The 20527-nt window shown below is 72.9% G+C and carries 16 protein-coding genes; 7 read left to right on the top strand and 9 right to left on the bottom strand.

Annotated elements, in window-relative coordinates; genetic code table 11:
* Window positions 1-2 precede the first annotated feature (2 nt).
* Complete coding sequence (locus tag ACWCPW_RS45790; RefSeq protein ID WP_449767567.1) at window positions 3-1940, bottom strand: N-6 DNA methylase; 1938 nt, start codon at window positions 1938-1940, stop codon at window positions 3-5.
* A 238-nt stretch (window positions 1941-2178) separates the two neighbouring features.
* On the opposite strand from ACWCPW_RS45790, the gene ACWCPW_RS45785 reads away from it, so the two are divergent.
* Complete coding sequence (locus tag ACWCPW_RS45785; RefSeq protein WP_449767566.1) at window positions 2179-3093, top strand: hypothetical protein; 915 nt, start codon at window positions 2179-2181, stop codon at window positions 3091-3093.
* Window positions 3094-3308: 215 nt separating this feature from the next.
* Here ACWCPW_RS45785 and pucL read toward each other — a convergent pair whose 3' ends face one another.
* On the bottom strand, window positions 3309-4199 hold the full coding sequence (gene pucL / locus ACWCPW_RS45780; protein WP_449767565.1) for a factor-independent urate hydroxylase: 891 nt from the start codon (window positions 4197-4199) through the stop codon (window positions 3309-3311).
* 311 nt (window positions 4200-4510) lie between these two features.
* Here pucL and ACWCPW_RS45775 point away from each other — a divergent pair, with 311 nt between their 5' ends.
* A complete protein-coding gene (locus ACWCPW_RS45775; RefSeq protein WP_449767564.1) occupies window positions 4511-6910 on the top strand; it encodes a serine/threonine-protein kinase in 2400 nt (799 codons plus the stop codon).
* Window positions 6911-7106: 196 nt separating this feature from the next.
* On the opposite strand, the gene ACWCPW_RS45770 is transcribed toward ACWCPW_RS45775, so the two are convergent.
* Window positions 7107-7589, bottom strand: a complete 483-nt coding sequence (locus ACWCPW_RS45770) for a hypothetical protein (protein WP_449767563.1) — start codon at window positions 7587-7589, stop codon at window positions 7107-7109.
* Window positions 7590-7783: 194 nt separating this feature from the next.
* On the opposite strand from ACWCPW_RS45770, the gene ACWCPW_RS45765 reads away from it, so the two are divergent.
* Window positions 7784-8782, top strand: coding sequence for a glutamate ABC transporter substrate-binding protein (locus ACWCPW_RS45765; RefSeq protein ID WP_449767562.1), 999 nt, complete (start codon window positions 7784-7786; stop codon window positions 8780-8782).
* Window positions 8783-8866: 84 nt separating this feature from the next.
* Here the strand turns inward: ACWCPW_RS45765 and ACWCPW_RS45760 are convergent, their stop codons facing one another.
* The 3 genes from ACWCPW_RS45760 to ACWCPW_RS45750 all read right to left on the bottom strand — a co-directional run bounded on the left by ACWCPW_RS45760 (window position 8867) and on the right by ACWCPW_RS45750 (window position 12849).
* Window positions 8867-10768 (bottom strand): propionyl-CoA synthetase, encoded by a 1902-nt coding sequence (locus ACWCPW_RS45760; protein ID WP_449767561.1) that lies wholly within the window; start codon window positions 10766-10768, stop codon window positions 8867-8869.
* 203 nt (window positions 10769-10971) lie between these two features.
* On the bottom strand, window positions 10972-11427 hold the full coding sequence (locus tag ACWCPW_RS45755) for a carboxymuconolactone decarboxylase family protein (RefSeq protein WP_449767560.1): 456 nt from the start codon (window positions 11425-11427) through the stop codon (window positions 10972-10974).
* Window positions 11428-11604: 177 nt separating this feature from the next.
* Window positions 11605-12849 (bottom strand): MFS transporter, encoded by a 1245-nt coding sequence (locus ACWCPW_RS45750; RefSeq protein ID WP_449767559.1) that lies wholly within the window; start codon window positions 12847-12849, stop codon window positions 11605-11607.
* A gap of 120 nt (window positions 12850-12969) precedes the next feature.
* Between ACWCPW_RS45750 and ACWCPW_RS45745 the strand changes: the two genes are divergently transcribed.
* Window positions 12970-13335: an ArsR/SmtB family transcription factor gene (locus ACWCPW_RS45745; protein ID WP_449767558.1), complete on the top strand. Its 366-nt coding sequence runs from the start codon at window positions 12970-12972 to the stop codon at window positions 13333-13335.
* Between the two features lie 113 nt (window positions 13336-13448).
* On the top strand, window positions 13449-13865 hold the full coding sequence (locus ACWCPW_RS45740) for a hypothetical protein (protein WP_449767557.1): 417 nt from the start codon (window positions 13449-13451) through the stop codon (window positions 13863-13865).
* Between the two features lie 22 nt (window positions 13866-13887).
* Here ACWCPW_RS45740 and ACWCPW_RS45735 read toward each other — a convergent pair whose 3' ends face one another.
* A complete protein-coding gene (locus ACWCPW_RS45735) occupies window positions 13888-14565 on the bottom strand; it encodes a hypothetical protein (RefSeq protein WP_449767556.1) in 678 nt (225 codons plus the stop codon).
* A 304-nt stretch (window positions 14566-14869) separates the two neighbouring features.
* Window positions 14870-16306, bottom strand: coding sequence for an MFS transporter (locus ACWCPW_RS45730; RefSeq protein ID WP_449767555.1), 1437 nt, complete (start codon window positions 16304-16306; stop codon window positions 14870-14872).
* A gap of 138 nt (window positions 16307-16444) precedes the next feature.
* Here ACWCPW_RS45730 and ACWCPW_RS45725 point away from each other — a divergent pair, with 138 nt between their 5' ends.
* A complete protein-coding gene (locus tag ACWCPW_RS45725) occupies window positions 16445-17182 on the top strand; it encodes a TetR/AcrR family transcriptional regulator (protein ID WP_449767554.1) in 738 nt (245 codons plus the stop codon).
* 165 nt (window positions 17183-17347) lie between these two features.
* Window positions 17348-18661 carry a DUF445 domain-containing protein gene (locus tag ACWCPW_RS45720; protein WP_449767553.1) on the top strand — a complete coding sequence of 438 codons (1314 nt, stop codon included), beginning with the start codon at window positions 17348-17350 and terminating at the stop codon, window positions 18659-18661.
* Between the two features lie 129 nt (window positions 18662-18790).
* Here ACWCPW_RS45720 and ACWCPW_RS45715 read toward each other — a convergent pair whose 3' ends face one another.
* Window positions 18791-20395: an acyl-CoA synthetase gene (locus ACWCPW_RS45715; protein ID WP_449767552.1), complete on the bottom strand. Its 1605-nt coding sequence runs from the start codon at window positions 20393-20395 to the stop codon at window positions 18791-18793.
* Window positions 20396-20527: the final 132 nt, after the last annotated feature.

Genomic DNA, 20527 nt, shown 5'->3' with positions numbered 1-20527 from the left:
CGCTACCGCGGCGGCTGGAGCAGGCCGGCGGTCAGGCCCTCCAGCAGGCCCCGGCCCAGGTCCTCGCCCAGGGCCGCCGCGCCGCGCAGGTCGGTCACGAACGCGCGCAGCGCCCGGAAGGTCTCGCCATAGGCGCGCTGCCGGTCCGGCGGCAGCAGCGGGATCTCGATCCGGCGCACGTCGACCCGCACGATGCTGGACCCGTAGCCGGCCCGCCTGGCCTGGGCCGGGTCGGTCAGGAACCCGGCCAGGAACCACGGATCGAGGGTGGCCGGATCGGGGCGCAACAGGTGCAGGTTGGGTCCGAGCACCGCGTCCCGCTCGGCGGGTCCGGCCACCCGGACCGCGCCCGCCCACCCGTTCTCGCCGCTGCCCAGCAGGGTCGGCACGATCACGTCGCCCGCCCGGATGCGCGGATGTTGCGCCTCGTCCGCGTCGGCGACCGACAGGCGCGCGCTCGGCGGCACGGCGGCGGCGAGGTCGGTGGTGGTGAGCATCGGCACGGTCGGCCCGGTCGGCGTCTCCCGGCCGCTCCGGCCGGAGCGGGTCGCGCTGCGGTACAGCGTGACCGCGCCGGTGCGGGCCAGGTCGGCGAGCGCGACCGAGCGCCAGGTCGCCGCCCCCGGGTCGGCGGCGGGTACGTCGGGCACCAGTTCCGGGAGCCGGTCCAGCAGGTCGAGCAGCCGCCGGCGGGTGTCGTGCACCCGCTCGGCCACGTGCAGGTCGGTGCGCTCGGGCAGGTTGTGCGACGGGGTCAGGTCGACGTTGTCGTCGAGGAGTTCGATCAGCGGCACGGCGCGGTGCCGGCCGGGCACCTCGGCCAGGCCGCCGGGGTCGGTGCCGAAGTCGTGCCAGGCCCGCACCGTGGCCTGTGCCGCGGCCGGGTCCTCCAGCGCGGCGAACAGCACGTGCGAGGGCATCGGTTCGCCCGAGGGCCGTTCCAGGATCCACAGGTGCAGCGCGACGCCGAACGGCGGCGCGGCGCCCGCGGGCAGCGCGAACACCGCGCGCAGTGCGCCCCGGCGCAGCAGTTCGGCCCGGATCCGCCGGCCCGAGCCCCGGGCCGCGACGGCGGGCGGCATCAGCAGCACGACCCGCCCGCCGACCTCGGTGTGCGCCAGCGCGTGCTGGACCCACGCGAGTTCGGACTCGGTCCGGGGCGGCAGGCCGTACTCCCAGCGCCGGTCGTAGGCCAGTTCGTCGTGGCCCCAATTGCGGTCGTTGAACGGCGGGTTGCCCACGACGGTGTCGAACAGCTCGTCGGGCCACGCGTCCGCGCGCAGCGCGTCGCCCTCGGCGACGGCGATCGCGGTGTCCGCTCCGGCATCGGGGTGCAGCGCGATGCGGGCCCGGATCAGTCGGGCCAGGGCCGGTGCCTCGGCCTGCCCGCGCAGGGTGCGCGCGGATCGCACGAAACCGAGCAGCAGATCGCCGTGCGTGGTCGCCGGATTCAGCACGGATGTCACGGATTCCCGTCCCACGCTCGCGAGTTCGGCGATCAGCGCGACGGTGGCCGAGGGGGTGACACCGCCCGGGCCGGCCGCGGACTCGGCGAATCGGGAGTACAGGGCGGCGAACACGGCCGACGCCCCGCGGGTGCCGGCGAGGTCGCTCGCGGCGCGCAACAGGGCGGCGTGCGGCCCGACCGGCTCGGCTGAGCCGGCCGCCAGGTGGTCGCCGATGTCGGCAAGCCGGCCGGGGATGTCGTCGGAGGCGGCGACCAGGCGCCACAGGTGTTCCTCCGGGGCGACCTCGGCGATCTTGCCCTGGTCGCGCAGCCAGCTCTCCACGTCGGACAGCGCGAAGGTGGGGCTCGCGTCGCTGCCGCCCACGGGCCGCGGGAAGTCGTCGAAGCGCCGCCGCCAGTTGCTCACGGCGGCGCGCCCGACGCCCGCGATGCGGGCGATCTCGGCAGCGGTGACCTGGGGGCTGCTGGGCACCGTCTCCTCCTCATGGGCCGATTGTGAACCTTCCGGAGTCAACCATATCGAGGCGACTTCATGCGCGAGCAAAATTCTTGTTGACAGCGTTCACAGGCACTGCTTCTATTGACCACGGCAGCACGGAGCAACCCCGGAAACACCCGCACCGCGCTGTCACTTGACCACCGGCCGCTCGGCCGGCGGACCGATCGGCGCAGTAGACGGCCGAGACGCAGTGCCTCCGAAGGGAAACCTCATGTCCGCGCTCGCTCCCCGGCAGACCGTTGTGCAGCAGTCCGCTTCGACCGCGCCCCCGCGGGGACGTCGCCGGGGCCTGATCACCACCGTGGCCGTCGCCGCGACGATCGCCATGACCGGATCGCTCGCCGCCTGCGGACCCGACAGGAAGGAAGAGGGCAAGGCGTCGAGCGCCTCGGTGGAGTCGCCGAGGACCACCGGCGCGGCCGACGCGAGCGCGGCGCCCGGCGCCGACGAGCCCAAGACCGGCACGCCCAAGTCGGACGCGCCCAAGGCCGGCGACAAGGGTGGCACCGACAAGGTCGCCCAGGACCTGCTGGCCCACCTCAAGACCACCAAGCACGGCGGCGTGGTGTCCGAGGTCCGGATCGTGAAGCAGTACGAACGCTACGAGGTGACCGTCAACACCACGCTGCCCGCCGAGGTCTCCATCACCGAGGACATCAAGGGTGCCAACGCCCGGATGGACAAGGGGAAGAAGCTCGCCGTCGAGGCGATGCAGTGGACGCAGGACTCGTCGAGCCTGACGATCGGCTCCGTCTCCGTGCTCGACAAGGAGAAGGGCACCGCCGGCATCGAGAACGGCGCGGAGAAGGACACCGACAAGGCCGGTTCCGAGAAGTACGCCGCCGACCTGCTCGCCAAGCTCAAGACCACCACCCACGGCGGCCTGGTCACCAAGGTCCGGATCTCGAAGACCTATTCCGGCTACGACGTCGTGGTGCTCACCTCGCTGCCCGCCGAGGTCTCGCTCACGGAGAACCTCGCCGCCGAGAGCGCCCGGATGGACAAGGGCGGCAAGCTCGCCACCGAGGCCAAGCAGTGGGCCGAGAACAACACCACCCGCAAGGTCTCCTCCGTCGAGGTCCTCGACGTCGAGAAGGGCACGGCCGGGATCGAGAACCTGGGCTGACCGACGCCCGGTCCGGGGCGACGTCGGGGGCGACGTCCGGGGGCGGCGGGTCGGCGTCCGGGTCGGCGTCCGGGGGACGACGAACACGCGCGCGACGGAAATACGCGGGCGACGAACTTTCATCCGGGGGGATGAGGGGTGGGGTCGCGGGGGCGAGGTGCCGGACGGCGCCTCGCCCCCGCGGTGTGTCCCGGTCCGGTCGGCGGCGTCCGGCGCTATCGCCAGGGCAGTTCGGCGAGCGCGGGTGCCGCGTCGTCGCGCAGCACCGTGCCCTCGATCAGGCCGTACGGCCGATCCGTCACCTGGTACACCTCACCCGTGTTGTGCAGACCGAACGCGTCGAGGTCGACCGGGACGTGGTGCCTGTTCGGCAGCGTCAGCCGCACCTCGGCCAGATCCTCCTGTTCGGTCAGCACCGCCTCGCCCATCGCGTACAGGGTCTGTTGCAGGGACAGGCTGTGGGTGTCGGCGAAGGTGCGCAGCAGCGTGTCGCGGGCCGCGCGGAAGGACGTGTCCCAGTCCGCCGACGCGACGTCGATCCGCCGATGACGCCAGCGCGCGTGCACGCTCGTGGCCAGGATCCGGTCCCGGGTCGGGGCCAGCGTCGTGTAGCGGTCCGTCATGAAGCCGTGGAATTCCGACCCGGTGGACTTGAGCACGGTCACGTCCTCCAGGCCGGCGCAGACCTCGGTGCCGGCCGACCCGTGCAGCACGCCCGCGTATCGGGCGCCGGCCGCCCGGGTCCACGCGTGCGGGTGCGGCCCGTGTGTACCGGGGATCCGGATCCAGGGGTACTCCAGGACGCGCACGCGCGCGGTGTCGATCGGGGCGTACGCGTCGACGAAGTGCCGGGCCAGACGCAGCCCGAACGCCTCGATCGCGGGCAGCGGTCGGTCCCGCGCGAACGCGTACACCACGGCGCGCATCGTGTCGGTCGGGATGACGTGGGCGTTGTCGCCGCGCAGATGGGTGTCCGCGAGGTCGCCGGACAGCGACACGGACACGTTCAGGTCGCACAACTCGTGCTCGGTCGCGGTGGTCCGGGTGACCCGGACCAGTCGCACCTGTGCCTTGCCGTATCGATTCGGCCCCAGAACGATCGCCATCGGTTCAGCTCCCTCGCCGCGCGGGCTGATGTTGCCGGGTGTTGCCGGGTGTTGTCGCGAAGCTAGCGGCGCGTACGGAGCCCGGTCAAAGGCGCGAATCGGGACATGTCCCGGCGATTCGCCGCGGTCGTCGGGTCGGTGACGAGACGTTCACGAGTCGTCGACGAGCCGGTCCGGGCCCTCGGTGGGGCCTCGGCCCGGAGGGTAGGCTGCGGCAAAGTCCGCGGGGAGGCGAGACAGACAGGGCCGGCGAAAAGCCCTGGGGCCCCTCCCTGCCTTGGCGCAGCACGTACATAGAGGGGGCGGCAGTCATGGATCCGCTGAAGCCGGGCGATCCCGGGGTTGTCGGGCGGTACCGACTGTCGGCCCGGTTGGGACAGGGCGGCCTGGGGACGGTCTTCCTCGGTCGCGCACCCGGTGGTGACCACGTCACGGTCAAGCTGGTGCGGCCCGACCTGGCGTCCGACAAGACGTTCCTCGAACGCTTCCGCAAGGACGTCACCACCGCCCGGGAGGTCGGCGGTACACACGTCGCGCACGTCCTGGACGCGGACCCGGACGGCACGCCGCCGTGGCTGGTCGTCGAGCACGTGGCCGGCCCGTCCCTGGAGGCGGCCGTCGCGGCGCACGGTCCGCTGCCCGAGCATTCGCTGCGCGCGCTGGGCGCGGGATTGGCCGAGGGACTCGCGGCCGTCCACGAGGTCGATCTGACGCACCGTGACCTCAAGCCGGCCAACGTCCTGCTCGCGGCCGACGGACCGCGTGTGTCGGACTACTCGCTGGCCCGGGCCCTCGGCTCGGCCGGGATGACCCGGACGGGTGTCGTGGACGTCCCGGGGCTGCCCGCGCCGGAGCAGGTCACCGGCGGCTCCATAGGCCCGGCGATCGACGTGTTCGCGCTGGGCGGTGTGCTGTGCCACGCGGCCGGCGTGGCGCCGTTCGGCGCGGGGTCGGTCGCCGAGATCGCGCAGAAGGTCGTGCGCGAGATGCCGGACCTGACGGAACTCCCGGACTGGCTCCGCGAGATCGTCGCCGACTGCCTGAAGAAGCGGCCCACCGCACGGCCCTCGGCGGCCGACCTGGTGGCGCGCTTCGCGGCGGCGGAGCCGAGTGCGGACTGGCTTCCCGAGGAACTGAGGGCGCTGGTCGCCGCGGCGACCGCGGCCGTGGGCGATGCCCCGCCCCCGAAGGACGCCGAGGGCGCGGACGGGGAAGCGGAGGAGGAAGAGGAGGAGCCGGAGACCACCGAGATCCCGGCGGCCGCCGCACTCGCCGCCGCGACGCCGACCGACACGGACGAGACGCCCGTGGCGACTCCGGCGGTACGCGCGGGCGGGAAGAGCACCGGGAAGCCCGCCGCCGGTGGTGCCGCCGCGAGGAACGGCGCGAAGCCGACCGCGCGAGCCGCCGAGGACGAGGCCGAGGCCGACGCGACTCCCGTGGCCACGCCCGCCGTACGCACGGGCAAGAAGGGCGCCGGGAAGCCCGCCGCCGGTGGTGGTGCCGCGAAGGCCGGCACGGACGAAGACGACGCGACTCCCGTGGCCACGCCCGCGGTACGGACCGGCAAGAAGGGCGCCGCGAAGACGACCCGCGGTCCCGCCGCCGGGTCCGATGCCGACGAGGCGGGCGACGAGACTCCGGTGGCGACACCGGCATCGGCCGCGGCCGGGAAGGGCGCGAAGCCGACCCCGCGAACCGCCGAGACCGAAGCCGAGGACGAGTCCGAGTCCGAGTCCGAGTCCGAGTCCGACGCTACCCCCGTGGCCACGCCCGCCGTACGCACGGGCAAGAAGGGCGCCGGGAAGCCCGCCGCCGGTGGTGGTGCCGCGAAGAACGGCGCGGGCCGGGACAAGGGCGACACCGATACCGACACCGACACCGACACCGACACCGACGAGGTGAACGACGAGGACGACGCGACTCCGGTGGCGTCGCCGGCGGTACGGGCCGACCGGAACGGCGCCAAAAAGCCCGCCGCCGAGAAGCCCGCCGCCGACCCGGCGGCCGACGCCACGACTCCCGTGGTGACACCGGCCGTTCGCGTCGGCGGGGACGACGACGTCACGACACCGATCGCGACCCCGGCGGCTCCCGCGCCCGAGGCGGACAAGCCGGCGGCCAAGGCGCCCTACGACGGTGGCGCGCCGGTCAAGGTGCCGGCCATCCGCCGGGGCACCGACGCCGAAACGGTCAAGGTCGCCCGGGACTCCGAGTCCCCCGCGCCCGCCGACGCCGGTGCCGAGACCGTCAAGGTCGCCCGGGAACCCGAGTCGGCGGCGCCGCCGCGACCGGACGCGCCGACTCGGGTGGTGCCCGCGCCGCAGTTGCCGGCCGATGCGCCCGCCGTCGCCGCGACCGAGGTGCCGCCCTTCCCGAACGGTTCACCCTTCCCGCTCACCCCCGCGCCGGCCCGCGCCGCGCGGCCGGCCAATCCGGTGATCTGGCACGCGGTGATCGCGCTGCTCGGGGTGACCGCGGTCGGCATAGGGCTGTTCCGCATCACCGACTCCGCGTGGCGCGAAGCGCAGAACGCCGTCATGGGCTTGGTCCTGCCCGGCATCTCGGTGCTGGCGGGCCTGGCCGGCCTGGCCACGCTGGTGCTGGCCGTGCTCGATTCGCGGCGCAAGGCCGCCGCGGGCCCGTCGTACCCGCCGGGCACCGCGCCCGCCGCCGAATCGAGGCCGACCGAGGCGGACTCGGCGCGGTAGCCGTACCCGAACACCCGCGGCGGGCCCGCCGGTCGTCCCTCGACCACCGGCGGGCCCGCTCGTTCCTCCCACGCCCGCACCCGACCACGATCGCGGCGCCGGGCTCGAAGGCCACCGCGCACCACACCACCGGGCTCGGATTCCGGGCAACTCCCGTACCCGGCCAAGTCGTTGCGTGCCGCGCCGCAGGTCGTGCTCAGCCGCGGGCGGCGCCGGGGGGCCAGACCACGCGTACCCGCGTGCCCGCCGCGCGGGCCTTGGCGACCACCTCGGCGGTGCCGCCGCGCGCGCCGCCGGGTCGGCCGTCCCAGACCGCGAACACCACGTCGACCGCCGCGAGCAGCGCGTCGTTGGCCGCCGCGTACGCGTCCACGGACGCCCGGCGGAACGGCATCACCCGGACCTCGTCGGCCCGCGCGATCAGGTGCTCGAAGCTCGCGCGGTAGTCCGGACCGACCTTGGTCGCGCCGTAGTCGGCCGACGGCAGCAACACCACGAGTCGGCCGCCCAGTTCCAGGACGGCGTGCGCGAAGATCGCGTCCGCACCTGCCGCGAGGCAGCTATAGCCCACGAGTTCGTCCGGCGCGACCCGGGCGAGCAGGTCCCGAACGGCCCGGTCGACCAGCGGCACGGTGTCGGGCGCCAGGTTGATGTGGCCGGTGATGCCGTAGCTCGTCACGCGTACTCCAGTCCTGGTCCACTCCGTCGAGGGAACCCCCCATTGTTTGGCCAAGCGGCCCGGGAATCCGCACGAGCCGGTCGATAATCGGAGCAATTCGACCGCACAAGCCTCGACGCGAACGGGTCCCGGCCGGTTCGGCGACCCGCAGCGGCCACGACTCGCCGGTGCGCACACCGGCACCAGGGAGCGCCATGCATCGGAGAACCCGTCGAATCGCGAACTCGGCCCCGGCATTCGTGCTGGCCGCGACCCTCGCCGCGTGCTCCGCCTCGTCGACCGATGGACCCGCCGCCGTGCGGGTCCTCGATCCGGTGATCTCCGGGGCCCGCCCGGCGACCCCGGAGGACTACCCCAAGCCGTCCGTCGCGCCGCCCTGCGATCCGCGCGAGAGCCTCACCCCGCCCGGGTCGCTGCCCGCTCCCGGGGCGATGCCCGCCGGTTCGACGATGGAGCGCGTGCACCGACGCGGGTACCTGATCGTCGGCGTCGACCAGAACACCCGATTCTTCGGCGAGTTGGACCGACGCAGCGGGCTGATCAAGGGCTTCGACATCGAGATGGCCAAGGCCCTCGCCCGGGCGATCTTCGCCGGCCCCGACGACCCCGCGCGGCTGCGCTACAAGGTGATCACCCAGGCCCAGCGCACCGACGTGCTCCGGAACGGGTATGTGGACGTGGTGATCGACACGATGACCATCACGTGCGACCGCAAACTCCAAGTGGCCTTCAGCAGCGACTACTACACCGACGGCCAACGGGTCCTGGTGCGCTCCGACTCGGGCGTGCGCGCCCTCGCGGATCTGCGCGGCAGGCGGGTGTGCACGGTCCGCGCCACCACGTCGATCGTGTTCCTGCGGGACAACCCGGCGGGCGTGCTGCCGTACGCCGTGGAGAACTGGACGGACTGCCTGGTCGCGTTGCAGCAGGGCGAGGTGGACGCGATCTCGACGACGTCCGCGCTGCTCAGGGGACTTCAGGCACAGGACTCCGACACCGACGTGGTCGGTCCGACCTTCAGCGACGAACCGCACGGCATGGCCTTCCCGTTGGCGCACCAGGACTTCGTGCGATTCGCCAACGGGCTGCTGGAGCGGATGAAGCGGGACGGCTCGTGGCAGAAGTTGTACGACGCGTGGCTGGCCGGGCCGCTGGGGCCGCAGTCCCCGCCGCGCGCCTCCTACGTCGGCTGAACGATCCGGGAAGCCGGGGGCCGTCCCGCCGCCGGGACCCTCCGGAAGGTCCCGGCGGCTGCGCCGAGTTCCTTCGGGCGATCCCTAGTCGGGACGTTCTCCGGTCAGGGTCGGGCGCAGTGTCTCGATGACGGTCGGGTCCTCGATGGTGGAGGGCAGTACGGGCCGCTTGCCGTCCGCGATGTCGCGCATCGTGCGGCGCAGGATCTTGCCCGACCGGGTCTTGGGCAGCGCCGCGACCACGTCCACCCGACGCAGGGCGGCCACCGCGCCGATCGTGTCCCGCACCCGGAGCACCAACTCGGCGGCGACCTCCGCGGGTTCGCGATCGACACCGGCCTTGAGCACGACCAGACCGCGCGGCACCTGGCCCTTGAGCTCGTCGGCCACCCCGATCACCGCGCACTCCGCGACGTCCGGGTGCGCGGCCAGCACCTCCTCCATCGAGCCGGTGGAGAGCCGGTGCCCGGCGACGTTGATCACGTCGTCGGTGCGGCCCATCACGTAGACGTAGCCGTCCTCGTCCTTGCGCCCGCCGTCGCCGCTGAGGTAGTAGCCGGGAAAGGTGGTCAGATAGGACGCGACGTAGCGCTCGTCGTCGCCCCACAGCGTGCTCAGCGTGCCGGGCGGCATGGGCAGCTTGAGCACCACCGCGCCGTCCACGCCGGGCGGCACCTCGACGCCCCGCGGGTCCAGGATCCGTACGTCGTAGCCGGGCACCGGCAGGGTCGGCGAACCGGGCTTGGTGGGATGCGGTTCCAGGCCCATCGGGTCGGCCACGATCGGCCAACCGGTCTCGGTCTGCCACCAGTTGTCCACCACGGGGATCCCGAGCAGGTCGCCCGCCCAGCGGTAGGTCTCCGGATCGAGCCGCTCACCCGCCAGGAACAGCGCGCGCAGCGCGGACAGATCGTGTCCGGCGAGCAGTTTCCCGTCCGGGTCCTCCTTCTTGATCGCCCGGAACGCGGTCGGCGCGGTGAACAACATGGTGGCCCGGTGCTCGGCGGCCACCCGCCAGAACGCGCCCGCGTCCGGCGTGCCGACCGGCTTGCCCTCGTACAGCACGGAGGTGCAGCCGGTGAGCAGCGGCGCGTAGACGATGTACGAGTGGCCGACCACCCAGCCGACGTCGGACGCGGTCCAGCTCACCTCGCCGGGCCGCACGCCGTACACGTTCTCCATCGACCAGCGCAGCGCGACCGCGTGTCCGCCGTTGTCGCGCACGATGCCCTTGGGCGGGCCGGTGGTGCCGGAGGTGTAGAGGATGTACAGCGGGTCGCCGGCCGCGACGGGCACACACTCGACGGGTTCGGCCGTCGCCATCGCGGTGTCCCAGTCCAGGTCGCGTTCGGTCGTCTCGGCCATGAGCTGCGGACGTTGCAGCACCACCACCTTGTCGGGCCGGTGCGTCGCCTCGGCCAGCGCCGCGTCCACGAGCGGCTTGTAGGCGATCGTGCGGGTGGGCTCGATCCCGCAGGACGCGGCCACCACGACCTTGGGCCGGGCGTCGTCGATCCGCACCGCCAACTCGTGTGCGGCGAAGCCGCCGAACACGACCGAGTGCACCGCGCCGAGTCGGGCGCAGGCCAGCATCGCCACCACGGCCTCGGGCACCATCGGCAGGTACAACACCACCCGATCGCCCCGGCCCACCCCCAGTCCGCGCAGCACACCGGCGAACCGCGCGGTCAGGTCGAGCAGTTCGGCGTAGCTCAGGGTGCGCCGCGTCCCGGTGACCGGCGAGTCGTAGACGATCGCGGCCTGTTCGGCGCGCCCACCCGCGACATGTCGGTCCAGCGCGTTGAAACACGTGTTCAACACACCGTCGGGGAACCAGCGGTACAGCGGTGCGGCGGAGGCGTCCAGGGCCCGGGTGGGCGGCGTCACCCAGTCGATCGCGGCGGCGGCCTCCAGCCAGAAGCCGTCCGGATCGGTCAGGCTGCGCCGATGGGCCGACTCGTACGCCCCGCCAGTGTCGCGGCTCATCCGCGGTTCCTCCCGGTAGTCCGGTCGCGGCACCGGGTGACCGTGCCGTCTCGCCGGCAGGATCCCGACGCGACGGCCCGAAGTCAAGACGCCGTACTCGCGTTCGAGCACATGGGCGGCGGGAGGCTGCGCCGCGCCCGCGGCCCGGAGGGCCGGGAGGTGCTCCCGGCTCCGGGTCCGCGACGTCTCGGGCCGCGGTGCCCCTACCAGGCGCCGCCCGCGACCTGGCGGGTGGCGAGGTTGATCCGGTTCCAGACGTTGACCGCGGCGATGGACAGCAGCAGGGCGCCGAGTTCCTGCTCGTCAAAGTGCTTGGCGGCCTCGTCGTAGATCGCGTCCGGGATCGGGTCGCCGACGTCGGCGACCCGGGTGACCGCCTCGGTCAGCGCGAGGGCCGCGCGCTCCGCGTCGGTGAAGTACGGGGCGTCCCGCCAACCGGCGACGGTGTCGATGCGCTCGTCCGCCTCGCCGGCCTTGCGCAGGTCGCGGGCGTGCATGTGCACACAGACGCTGCAGCCGTTGATCTGGCTCGCCCGCAGGTTGGCCAGTTCCAGGGTGACCTTGGGAACGCCGGTCTGTGCGGCGGCGGCACCGAGGGCCATCAGCGCCTTCATCGCGCCGGGAACGACCATCGCGGGGTTGCCCATGCGTGCTTCCATGACTGTGCTCCTCGAGAGGTGGTCTCACCGGCGGCGGTGTCCTCGCCTCCGGCTGCCGGCCCTTGTTTTTCGGTCCGACACAGCACTGACGGAGCCCGGCGGGAAAGTGTGACGCCCGAGGTGAGGAAAGTTCTCGATCCGCCGCGGGGCCCGACCGGCCGGGTCGGAGCGGGGTCCTCACACCGACTCGCAGACCGTGCGGTTCAGCGCGATCAGCGCCACCGCGACCGCGGCCGAGCAGATCAGCACGACGGCGAACGACGTCGTGGCGACGCGCAGGCCGGCCGCGTCGCTCAGGTAGCCGATCGAGATCGGGAGCAGGCCCGCGGGCAGGTAGCCGCCCACGTTCAGGGCCGCGTTGGCCTCGGCGGCCCGCTCGCGCGGGACGCTCGCGCCGAGCAGGGTCAGGCCGCCGAGTTGGCCCAGCCCCTGACCGGCTCCGGCCAGGATCGCGGCCGAGATCAGCAGGGAGGCGGACGCGAGGTACTCGGCCGCGATCAGCGCGGTCATCGCCACCACGACGGATCCGGCCCCGGCCGGCAGTACGGTCCGCACGGGCAGGCGCCGCACCGCGAACTGCACACCGGTGGCGGCGGCGAACATCACGAACGCGGTGGAGCCCGCCACGATCCGACTCGACGTGTCGAGCAACCCGGCCAGGAGCGAGGGGCCCAGCGACAACACGAACGAGGTGGCGGTGATCCCGGGCGCGAACACCGCGACCCCGAGCAGGAGTTGCCTGCGGTTGGCGGCCGGGACCGAGGGCACTCGAAGCCATCCCCCGGCGGAGCCGGCGGCGCGCCGGGGGCGGGCGAGCGGCATCCGGTACACGACCACGAACGCGGTCGCCAACAGCGCGGCCTCGACGATGAACACGGTGGTGGTCGGGCCGGCGACGGTCTCGGACAACACGCCCGCGAGCATCGGCCCGAGCCCCGCGCCCAGCACCATCGCGCAGGACGCCGACAGCGCCGCGAGCCGCTTGCGCGCGGGCCCGGCGACGTCGGCGACCGCCGCCATGCCGGCCGCCACGGTCGCGCCGACCGCGATACCGGTGAGCAGGCGCGCGATACCGAGCGCGAGCACCGACCCGGCGAGTGCGAAGACCAGGCACGCGAGCGCGGCCAGGCCCAGCGCCGGAAGCAGGACGGGTTTGCGGCCGATCCGGTCGGACAGCGCGCCGGCGACGACGAGCGCGCCGAGCAGGCCGACGATGTAGGTCGCGAAGATCACGGTCAGCGTGCCGGAGGAGAAGCCGAGTTCGCGCTGCCACACGAGGTAGAGCGGGGTCGCGGCGTTGGAGAGCACGAAGACGGCGGTCACCGGCCACGCGGCGAGCCACACGGCACCGGCGGTGGGCACGGGGCCGGTCGCGGTCGCGGCGGCACCGGTGGGTGTGCGGTCGAGGTCGGTCGTGGTCATGGAACCCCCAGAACATGGTTGTACGACTTGACTCGTACTTGCTGTACGAGTCGAGTCGAACATGAAGTGCAGTACGATGCAACTCGTACAGCAGCCCGGCTCGGCGAGGAGAGATGTCCAGTGGCACACGACGCGGCCGTTCGCCCGGTCCCCGCCGACGCCCCGGAACCGCTGCCGGAGCCGTCCGTCGACGAGTTGCGCCTGGAAGTGGTGCTGGGCGCGCTGAGCACGCCGCTGCGGATGGGCATCGTGCGCACGCTGCTCCTGGAGTCGACCGAGTTCGACCACACGTGCGGGTGGTTCGGCCTCGGCCAACCCAAGTCCTCGCTCACCCACCACTTCCGAGCCCTGCGCGAGGCGGGCCTGATCCGGCAACGGCAGTACGGCCTCGAGCGCCGCAGCCACGTCCGGATCCGGGACCTGGACGCGCGCTTCCCGGGCCTGCTGGACCTGGTCGCCGGCTGGACGCCGCCGACGGACGGATGAACCCGTCGGCCGGCACCGCGGCGGCAGGGAGCGGGGACCCGCGGACGGACGCCGGCTCTCGACTACGATCCTCGAGGGTCCACCGCGACCCGCCGAAGGGGAGGCAGCCCGCGATGGCAACGACCACCGGTCGGTCGGAATGGGCGTCCGAGGACGTCCTGGAGCCGTTGCGGCGCCATTTCAGGGACCCGTCCGCCGGGTTCTGGATCGGACCGGGGTGGTATCAGCTCGCGCTGCGCTGCCACGAGGCGGTGGAGGCGGAGTTCCCCGACTACGAACTCCTCGCCGTCAAGCAGAAGTGGGCGGCACTCGCCTTCCAGGCCAACCCCCACCCGTGGACCCCGAACGGCTCCGCCCGGACCCCGGCCGAATCGACCCGACTCCACGCCGTGACACACGAGTTCGACCGAATCTCCCGAACGGTCTGCGAGCACTGCGGCCGCCCGGGCACGCTCCGCGGCACGCGTCGACTGCGCCTGACCCTGTGCGACGCCTGCGAGACGACGGTGCCGCCCGGCGGCCTCCGGTAGCCCACCGGAGCCGGTCGCGCCGTTACAGGCGGTCGTACCAGCCGGGATGGCTGTTGTGCAGGGCCGCCAGGGCCAGGACTATGCGGGCGTCCACGTGGCCCGGCGGCAGTTCGTAGGAGTCGGTGGTACCGACGCTGCCCAGGTATTCGAAGACGCGCGTGCCGTCGTGGCGCCAGATCGTGCGCAGCGGCAACCTCGGCGCCTTGCCGCCGAGTACGGCCACGGCCATCATCAGGCCCCACAGCGGGGACAACGCCCACCACGCGATCCAGCCGAACGTGGTGCCCTTCGCCGCGTGCAGCGTGGGGCCCTCGGCCGGGCGGATCGTCCAGGACGTGCGGCGCAGCCGGCGGATGCTGCCCTGTTCGCGATGCACCGTCGCCAGGTGCTCGCCGGCCGGGCCGGTGACGCTGTAGACCGCGTAGTCGGCGGCGGCCGAGTACGTACCCACCGCGGCGATCCGCTGTCGGCGGGCCCGGTCCGCCCACAGGATCAGGTGCCTGGAGGGGGAGGTGCCCATTCCGTCGGTGGGCGCCGCGTCGATGTACGCGATGTCCTCGTAGTGCCGTTCGCCCTGCGGGCGGATCCGGACGATCGGGCCCACCCACGTGTGTTCGGGAACGTCCCTGGCTTCATCAGCCTGGAGCGCGCGGCGTACTTCGATTGCGGCACCCGCGACGGTGTGAAGCGCGACGGTCATGTGCGTCCAGAGTTCGGAAAACGGCCGGTCCGAACAGCAGCGTAGACAGCGCGACAACCCCTTGGGGAGCGAGGGAGCGAGAACTCCACCAAAGCATGGACCGGCCGGCCGGATTGTGCCGGTCCGGCCGGTCCGAAGTGCGGGTATCCGAGCGGTTGTCGGCGATTCAGCCACGCTGCGGCAGGCCGCCCGCGAAGTCCTCGCGGTGGTCGTGGGCGCGCTCGCGGTCGTGGACCGGCCGCCCATCGGTTCTTCGTGGACGCGGTGGCCGTCGGGCCGCCGGGAAGGCGACTCGGCGTGGGGGCTAGTCCTCGTGCGGCCTGGCGTGCCGCGGGAGCCGGAAGACCAGGCCGGCGGCGAGCAGGCCGAGGCCGGCCACCGCGAGTGCGCCGACGGCCATCGCGGTGGAGGCGCTGTGGTGTTCGGCGAGTTGGAGGAACAACGTGGTGATGCCGGCCACGCCGAGTGCGCCGGCGAGCTGTTGCATCGCGGACAACGACCCTGAGGCGCTGCCCAGTTCGTGGTCGGCGACACCGGCCAGGATCACGTCGAACAGCGGGGCGAACACGGCGCCCATGCCGAGCCCGGAGACGAACAGCGGGGCGATCAGGTGCACGCCGGTCGTGTCCGAGCCGTAGTGGGTGACCACGGCGGCGAGGGCGATCAGGCCGCTGACGTTGACGCCGGCGCCGATCAGGAGCAGGTTGCGGCCGAGCCTGGGGATCAGTGGGAAGCCCGCGATGGAGGCGACCACGATGCCGACCGCGATCGGGGCGAGGGTGAGGCCGGCGGCGAGCGGGTCGAAGTTCAGGTGCAGTTGCACGAACAGCGAGGTGATCAGCATGAAGCCGGCGGTGCCGGCGAAGAAGACGAGGCCGAACAACATGCCGGAGGTGTAGGCGCGGTTGCGCAGCAGGGTGGCCTCGATCAGCGAGTGGGCGCTGCGGCGTTCGCGCAGGATGAAGCCGGCGAAGACGGTCAGGCCGGCGCCGAGGCAGCCGAACGTCCAGGCGGGCCAGTCGGCTTCGGGGCCCTGGATGAGCGGGAGGATGACCAGCGTCGAGGCGACCGCCAGGAGGGTGGCGGCGAGCACGTCGATCCGCACACCGGGGTTCGGGGCGTCCTTGGGGATGTAGCGGAGTCCGCCGAGCACGGCGGCGAGGCCGAGCGGGACGTTCATCAGGAAGATCAACCGCCAGCCGGTGCCGAACAGGTCGAGGTGGATCAGCGCGCCGGCCAGGATCGGACCGCCGACGGCGGACAGGCCCAGGATCGGGCCGAACGCGGCGAACGCCTTGCCGGTCTCGGCGGGTGGGAAGACCGACTTGAGGATGCCGAAGCCCTGCGGGATGAGCAGGGCGCCGAAGGCACCCTGGGCGACGCGGGCGGCGACCAGCGCTTCCGGCGCCGGGGCCAGTGCGCACAACAGGGACGCCACGGCGAAGCCACCGGCACCCAGCAGGAACAATCGGCGTCGGCCCCAGCGGTCGCCGAGTCTGCCGCCGACCACGAGCAGCACGCCGAACGCGAGCGTGTAGCCGGAGGCGAGCCACTGCAACAGCGACGCGCCGCCGCCGAGATCGCCCCGGACGGACGGGCCGGCGACGTTGGTCACGGTGCTGTCGAGCAGGTCCATGACCTCGGCGACGAGCACGATCGCCAGGATCCGCCACCGCCAGGCGTACGCGGCGGGCAGCGGGGTCTCGGCGACGGGGGCGGACGGGACGACGGTGGTGGTCATCGGTACTCCTCGATGGGTGGGTGGTGCGGCTCAGCGCCTTTCGGGGCGCCGCCTGGCGAGCACTGTTCGTAACGAACGGCGTTCGTGGCGAACAATGTACGTAGCGAACAGTGTTCCGTCAACGCGTATACTCGGGGCATGGCGAAATCACCCGGCGAGTCGCGACCGTCCACCCCTGCCGCCCCGATCAGCCGGCGCACCCGTCCGGCGAAGGCCGCGCTCAGTGCGGACGCGCTCGTGTCCGCCGCGCTCGCGATCCTGGACGCGGACGGCCTGGAGGCGGTGACGATGCGTCGGGTCGCGCAGGCACTGGACACCGGCGCCGCGTCGCTGTACGTGTACGTGGCGAACCGGGACGAGCTGCTCGCGTTGGTCTACGACCGGGTGCTCGGCGAGATCCCGCTGCCCGCCGTCGCGCCGGTCGGCGAGCCGTTCCCGCACTGGCGCGCGGAGTTGGCCACGTTGATCCGGGAGGCGATCACCGCGCTCGGCGCCCATCGCGGCATCGCGACCGTGGCCCTGGGCGACGTACCGACCGGCCCCAACGCGCTCGCGCTCGCCGAGACGATCCTGGGTCTGCTGGCCGGCGCGGGCGTCGACGACCTCACCCGCTCACTCGCGCTCGACCTGATCAACCTGCACATCACCGCCGCGGGGGCCGAGGAGTCGGCGTACGTCGACAAGGGCGCCGAGGGGCAGACCGAGGAGAGCGCGGTCGCCGCGATGGACGAGGCGTTCGGGCGACTCTCCGCGACGGACTACCCCCACCTGGTCGCCATGCGCAAAACCCTCACCCGGGTCTCCGGCGACGACCGCGACACCTGGGCGACCGAGGTCCTCCTGAACGGCATCCTCTCCACCCCCGCCCCCGACTGACCGACCACCCGGTGCGGCGGCCCGCTCGCGGCGCGGCGCCCGCCGCGCCGCGAGCAACCGACGAACTCCCCAGCCCCCGCCGCCACCTCCGCGCCGTCCTCACACACGCCGGGCACGACTCGGCCCACCGCCGCATCTCGTCGCCGAGAGATCACAATGGGCGTCATGGTCGATCTCGCCGAGTCCTCGTCGCCCGCTCCACGCCGCCCGGATCCGGGCGGCGTGGTTCGTACCGCTTCGGAGCTGGAGAAGCTCCGGGGTGTGCGCCGGATGAAGGTGATCGCCACCGGGTTCCTGGTGTTCGCGACCGTGTTGTACATCCTCGCGCGATGGGCCGAGGCGCGCGGGGCGGGCGCGTGGGCCGGATATGTGCAGGCCGCGGCGGAGGCCGGGATGGTCGGCGCGATGGCCGACTGGTTCGCGGTGACCGCGCTGTTCCGCCGCCCGCTCGGACTGCCGATCCCGCATACCGCGATCATCCCGACCCGCAAGGACGCGCTGGGGCGCAACCTCGGCGAGTTCGTCGGGGAGAACTTCCTCTCCGACACGGTGGTGCGGCAACGGCTGAGCCGGATGGAGGTGTCCCGGCGGGCCGGCGCCTGGCTGGCCGCTCCCGGGCACGCCGAGCGGGTGACCGACCAACTGGGCGCGCTGGCCCGCGCGGCACTGACCGTGCTGCGCGACGAGGACGTGCAGAGCGTGTTCGGACAGGCGATCACCCGTCGGGTGTCCGCGCAGGCCGTCGCCCAGCCGATCGGCGAACTGCTCGACCGGCTGGTCCGCGACGGCGCGCACCGGGGCCTGGTCGACCTGGTCGCGGCCAAGGCGCACGACTGGCTGGAGCAACATCGCGAGGCCGTCCTGCGGGTGGTCAACGAGGAGTCGCCGGGCTGGTCGCCGCGCTTCCTCGACCGGCAGATCGCCAACAAGGTGCACCGCGAACTGGTCCGGTTCGCGGGCGCGGTGCGGGACGACCCGGAGCACCCGGCCCGACTCGCGGTGGACAACTTCCTCGCCGAGGTGGCCCGCGACCTCCAGCACGACCCGCGGATGATCGCCCAGATAGAGGGGCTGCGGGACCGCACCATCGCGCACCCGGCGGTGCAGGAGCTGATCGCGTCGGTGTGGAGCGCCGCGCGCGCGATGCTCGTCGAGGCCACCGAGGACCCGAACAGCGAACTGCGCAACCGGGTCACCGACGCCGTGCGCTCGCTGGCCGGTCGGCTCGCCGAGGACGCGCGCGTGCGCGGCAAGGCCGATCGGTGGATCGAGCAGGCCGCCGCGTACGTGGTGACCACCTACCGCGACGAGATCACCGCGCTGATCACCGACACCGTCGGCGCCTGGGACCCGAAGGAGACCAGCCGCAAGATCGAGATCAACGTCGGACGCGACCTCCAGTTCATCCGGATCAACGGCACCGTCGTGGGCGCGCTCGTCGGCTTGCTGATCCACACCCTGACCGAGGTGTTGAGCTGACCGGGAGTGCTCGACCGAGGGCCCGGGTCGGCCGAGCACCCGGCCACCCGGCCGACCCGGGCCCCGGGCTCCACGTGCGGCACCGCGCCCGACCCGCCCCGCCTACCGCACCGCGCCCGACTCGCCCGCCTACCGGGACAGTTCCTCCGCGCGCGCCTTCGCCGCCCGCAGGTCCACCTTGCCCGCCGCCGTGCGCGGGATCGACTCGACGAAGTGGATGCGCTTGGGCGTCTTGTACCCGGCGATCCGGGTCCGGGCGTGCGCGGTGATCGCCTCCGGCGTCGGGTCGGTGCCCGCGCGCACCACCACGAGCGCGGTGACCGCCTGGCCGAAGCGCGGGTCCGGGACGCCCACCACGACCGCGTCGAACACGTCGGCGTGCGACTTCAGCACGTTCTCCACCTCGTCCGGGTAGACCTTCTCGCCACCGGTGTTGATCGTCGCGCTGCCACGCCCGAGCAGGGTGATGCCGCCGTCCTCTTCCAGCAACGCGAAGTCGCCGGGCAGCACCCAGCGGCGCCCGGCCGCGTCCCGGACGAAGGTGGCCCGGGTCTTCTCGTCGTCGCCGTGGTAGGCGAGCGGGATGTGTCCGCTGACGGCCAGTCGGCCGACGTCGCCCGAGCCCGGCCGCACCGGCACCAGTCGGTCGTCGAGCACGGTCGTGGTGTCCGAGGAGGCGAACCGCGTGGCCGCGCCGGCCGCGCCGGTCTGCCGCATGGCGGCACCGGTCTCGGACGCGCCGAAGCTGTCGATCACGAAGATGCCGGTCTGTTCCAGCGCGGTGCGGACCGAAGCGCTCATCGGCGCGCCGCCGTTGCTGATCGCCTTGAGCGCGGACAGGTCGTGGGTGTCCGGGTTGGCCGCGAGCCAGTCCGCCAGCGGCCGGCCCATGCCGTCGCCGACCACCGCCATCGACAACGCCCGCTCGCGCGCCGCGAGGGCCATCACGGCGTCCGGGTCGAAGGCCCGGCCGGTCCACATCAGGTACGTGTTGCCCATGTAGAAGGTGTTCCACATCGACCACTGCCCGCCGCCGTGCATCATCGGCGCCAGGCCCAGCGTGGTCAGCCCGGCCGATTCCCGGACCGTGTCCCCCAGTTCGTCGGGCTTCTCCAGCTTCGGCCGGCCGCCGCGACCGGCCTGGAGGGCCGCGAAGAAGATGTCCTCGCCGCGCCACAGCACACACTTGGGCATGCCGGTGGTGCCGCCCGTGTACAGGCCGTACAGGTCGTCCGCGGTGCGCGCGTCGAAGTCGCGGGCGGGCGAGGCCGCCGCGAGCGCGTCCTCGTAGCCGACGGTGTCCTCGGCCGGTTCGGTCGAGCCGTCCTCCAGGATCAGCACATGCCGCAGTGCCGGGAAGTCCGCCCGGATCGCCGCGGTCGGGCCGGCGAACGAGCGCTCGGCGACCACCGCGACCATGCCCGAGTTCTCGTACAGGTAGCGCAGTTCCGCCTCGACGTAGCGGTAGTTGATGTTGATCGGCACGGCGCGCGCCTTGTGGCAGCCGATCATCGCCTCGACCCACTCCGCGCGGTTCCACGCGTGGATCCCGACGAACTCGCCCGGCCGGATCCCGACCCCGAGCAGGTGGTGCGCGAACCGATTCGCCCGCTCGTCGAGTTGACGGTACGTCAGTCGTACCTCGCCCGCGATCAAAGCGGTGCGGTCGGGAATCGCGTCCACCACGATCTCGAAGAGGTCGGCGAGGTTGAACGACGGGCTGACGGGCGTCATGGTCGGCTCCCACGGCGGATGAACGGATGCTTCCGAAGCCGGATCCGAGGCACGGATCCGATCCGGATCGAAGCAGGGATGGGCCAACTTACCCTTGACTCGATCAAAAGAATAGGTTCGGCGCGGCCGCCC

This window comes from Embleya sp. NPDC001921 (assembly GCF_053594475.1).
The sequence above is the reverse complement of the archived record's forward strand: the minus strand, read 5'-3'. Positions and strand labels throughout refer to the sequence as shown.

What these genes read in the sequence shown, in the direction of transcription:
- ACWCPW_RS45785 (WP_449767566.1), top strand. Translation starts at nt 2,179, where the DNA reads ATGTCCGCGCTCGCTCCCCGGCAGACCGTTGTGCAGCAGTCCGCTTCG.
- pucL (WP_449767565.1), bottom strand. Translation starts at nt 4,199, where the DNA reads ATGGCGATCGTTCTGGGGCCGAATCGATACGGCAAGGCACAGGTGCGA.
- ACWCPW_RS45775 (WP_449767564.1), top strand. Translation starts at nt 4,511, where the DNA reads ATGGATCCGCTGAAGCCGGGCGATCCCGGGGTTGTCGGGCGGTACCGA.
- ACWCPW_RS45765 (WP_449767562.1), top strand. Translation starts at nt 7,784, where the DNA reads ATGCATCGGAGAACCCGTCGAATCGCGAACTCGGCCCCGGCATTCGTG.
- ACWCPW_RS45760 (WP_449767561.1), bottom strand. Translation starts at nt 10,768, where the DNA reads ATGAGCCGCGACACTGGCGGGGCGTACGAGTCGGCCCATCGGCGCAGC.
- ACWCPW_RS45755 (WP_449767560.1), bottom strand. Translation starts at nt 11,427, where the DNA reads ATGGAAGCACGCATGGGCAACCCCGCGATGGTCGTTCCCGGCGCGATG.
- ACWCPW_RS45750 (WP_449767559.1), bottom strand. Translation starts at nt 12,849, where the DNA reads ATGACCACGACCGACCTCGACCGCACACCCACCGGTGCCGCCGCGACC.
- ACWCPW_RS45740 (WP_449767557.1), top strand. Translation starts at nt 13,449, where the DNA reads ATGGCAACGACCACCGGTCGGTCGGAATGGGCGTCCGAGGACGTCCTG.
- ACWCPW_RS45735 (WP_449767556.1), bottom strand. Translation starts at nt 14,565, where the DNA reads ATGACCGTCGCGCTTCACACCGTCGCGGGTGCCGCAATCGAAGTACGC.
- ACWCPW_RS45730 (WP_449767555.1), bottom strand. Translation starts at nt 16,306, where the DNA reads ATGACCACCACCGTCGTCCCGTCCGCCCCCGTCGCCGAGACCCCGCTG.
- ACWCPW_RS45725 (WP_449767554.1), top strand. Translation starts at nt 16,445, where the DNA reads ATGGCGAAATCACCCGGCGAGTCGCGACCGTCCACCCCTGCCGCCCCG.
- ACWCPW_RS45720 (WP_449767553.1), top strand. Translation starts at nt 17,348, where the DNA reads ATGGTCGATCTCGCCGAGTCCTCGTCGCCCGCTCCACGCCGCCCGGAT.
- ACWCPW_RS45715 (WP_449767552.1), bottom strand. Translation starts at nt 20,395, where the DNA reads ATGACGCCCGTCAGCCCGTCGTTCAACCTCGCCGACCTCTTCGAGATC.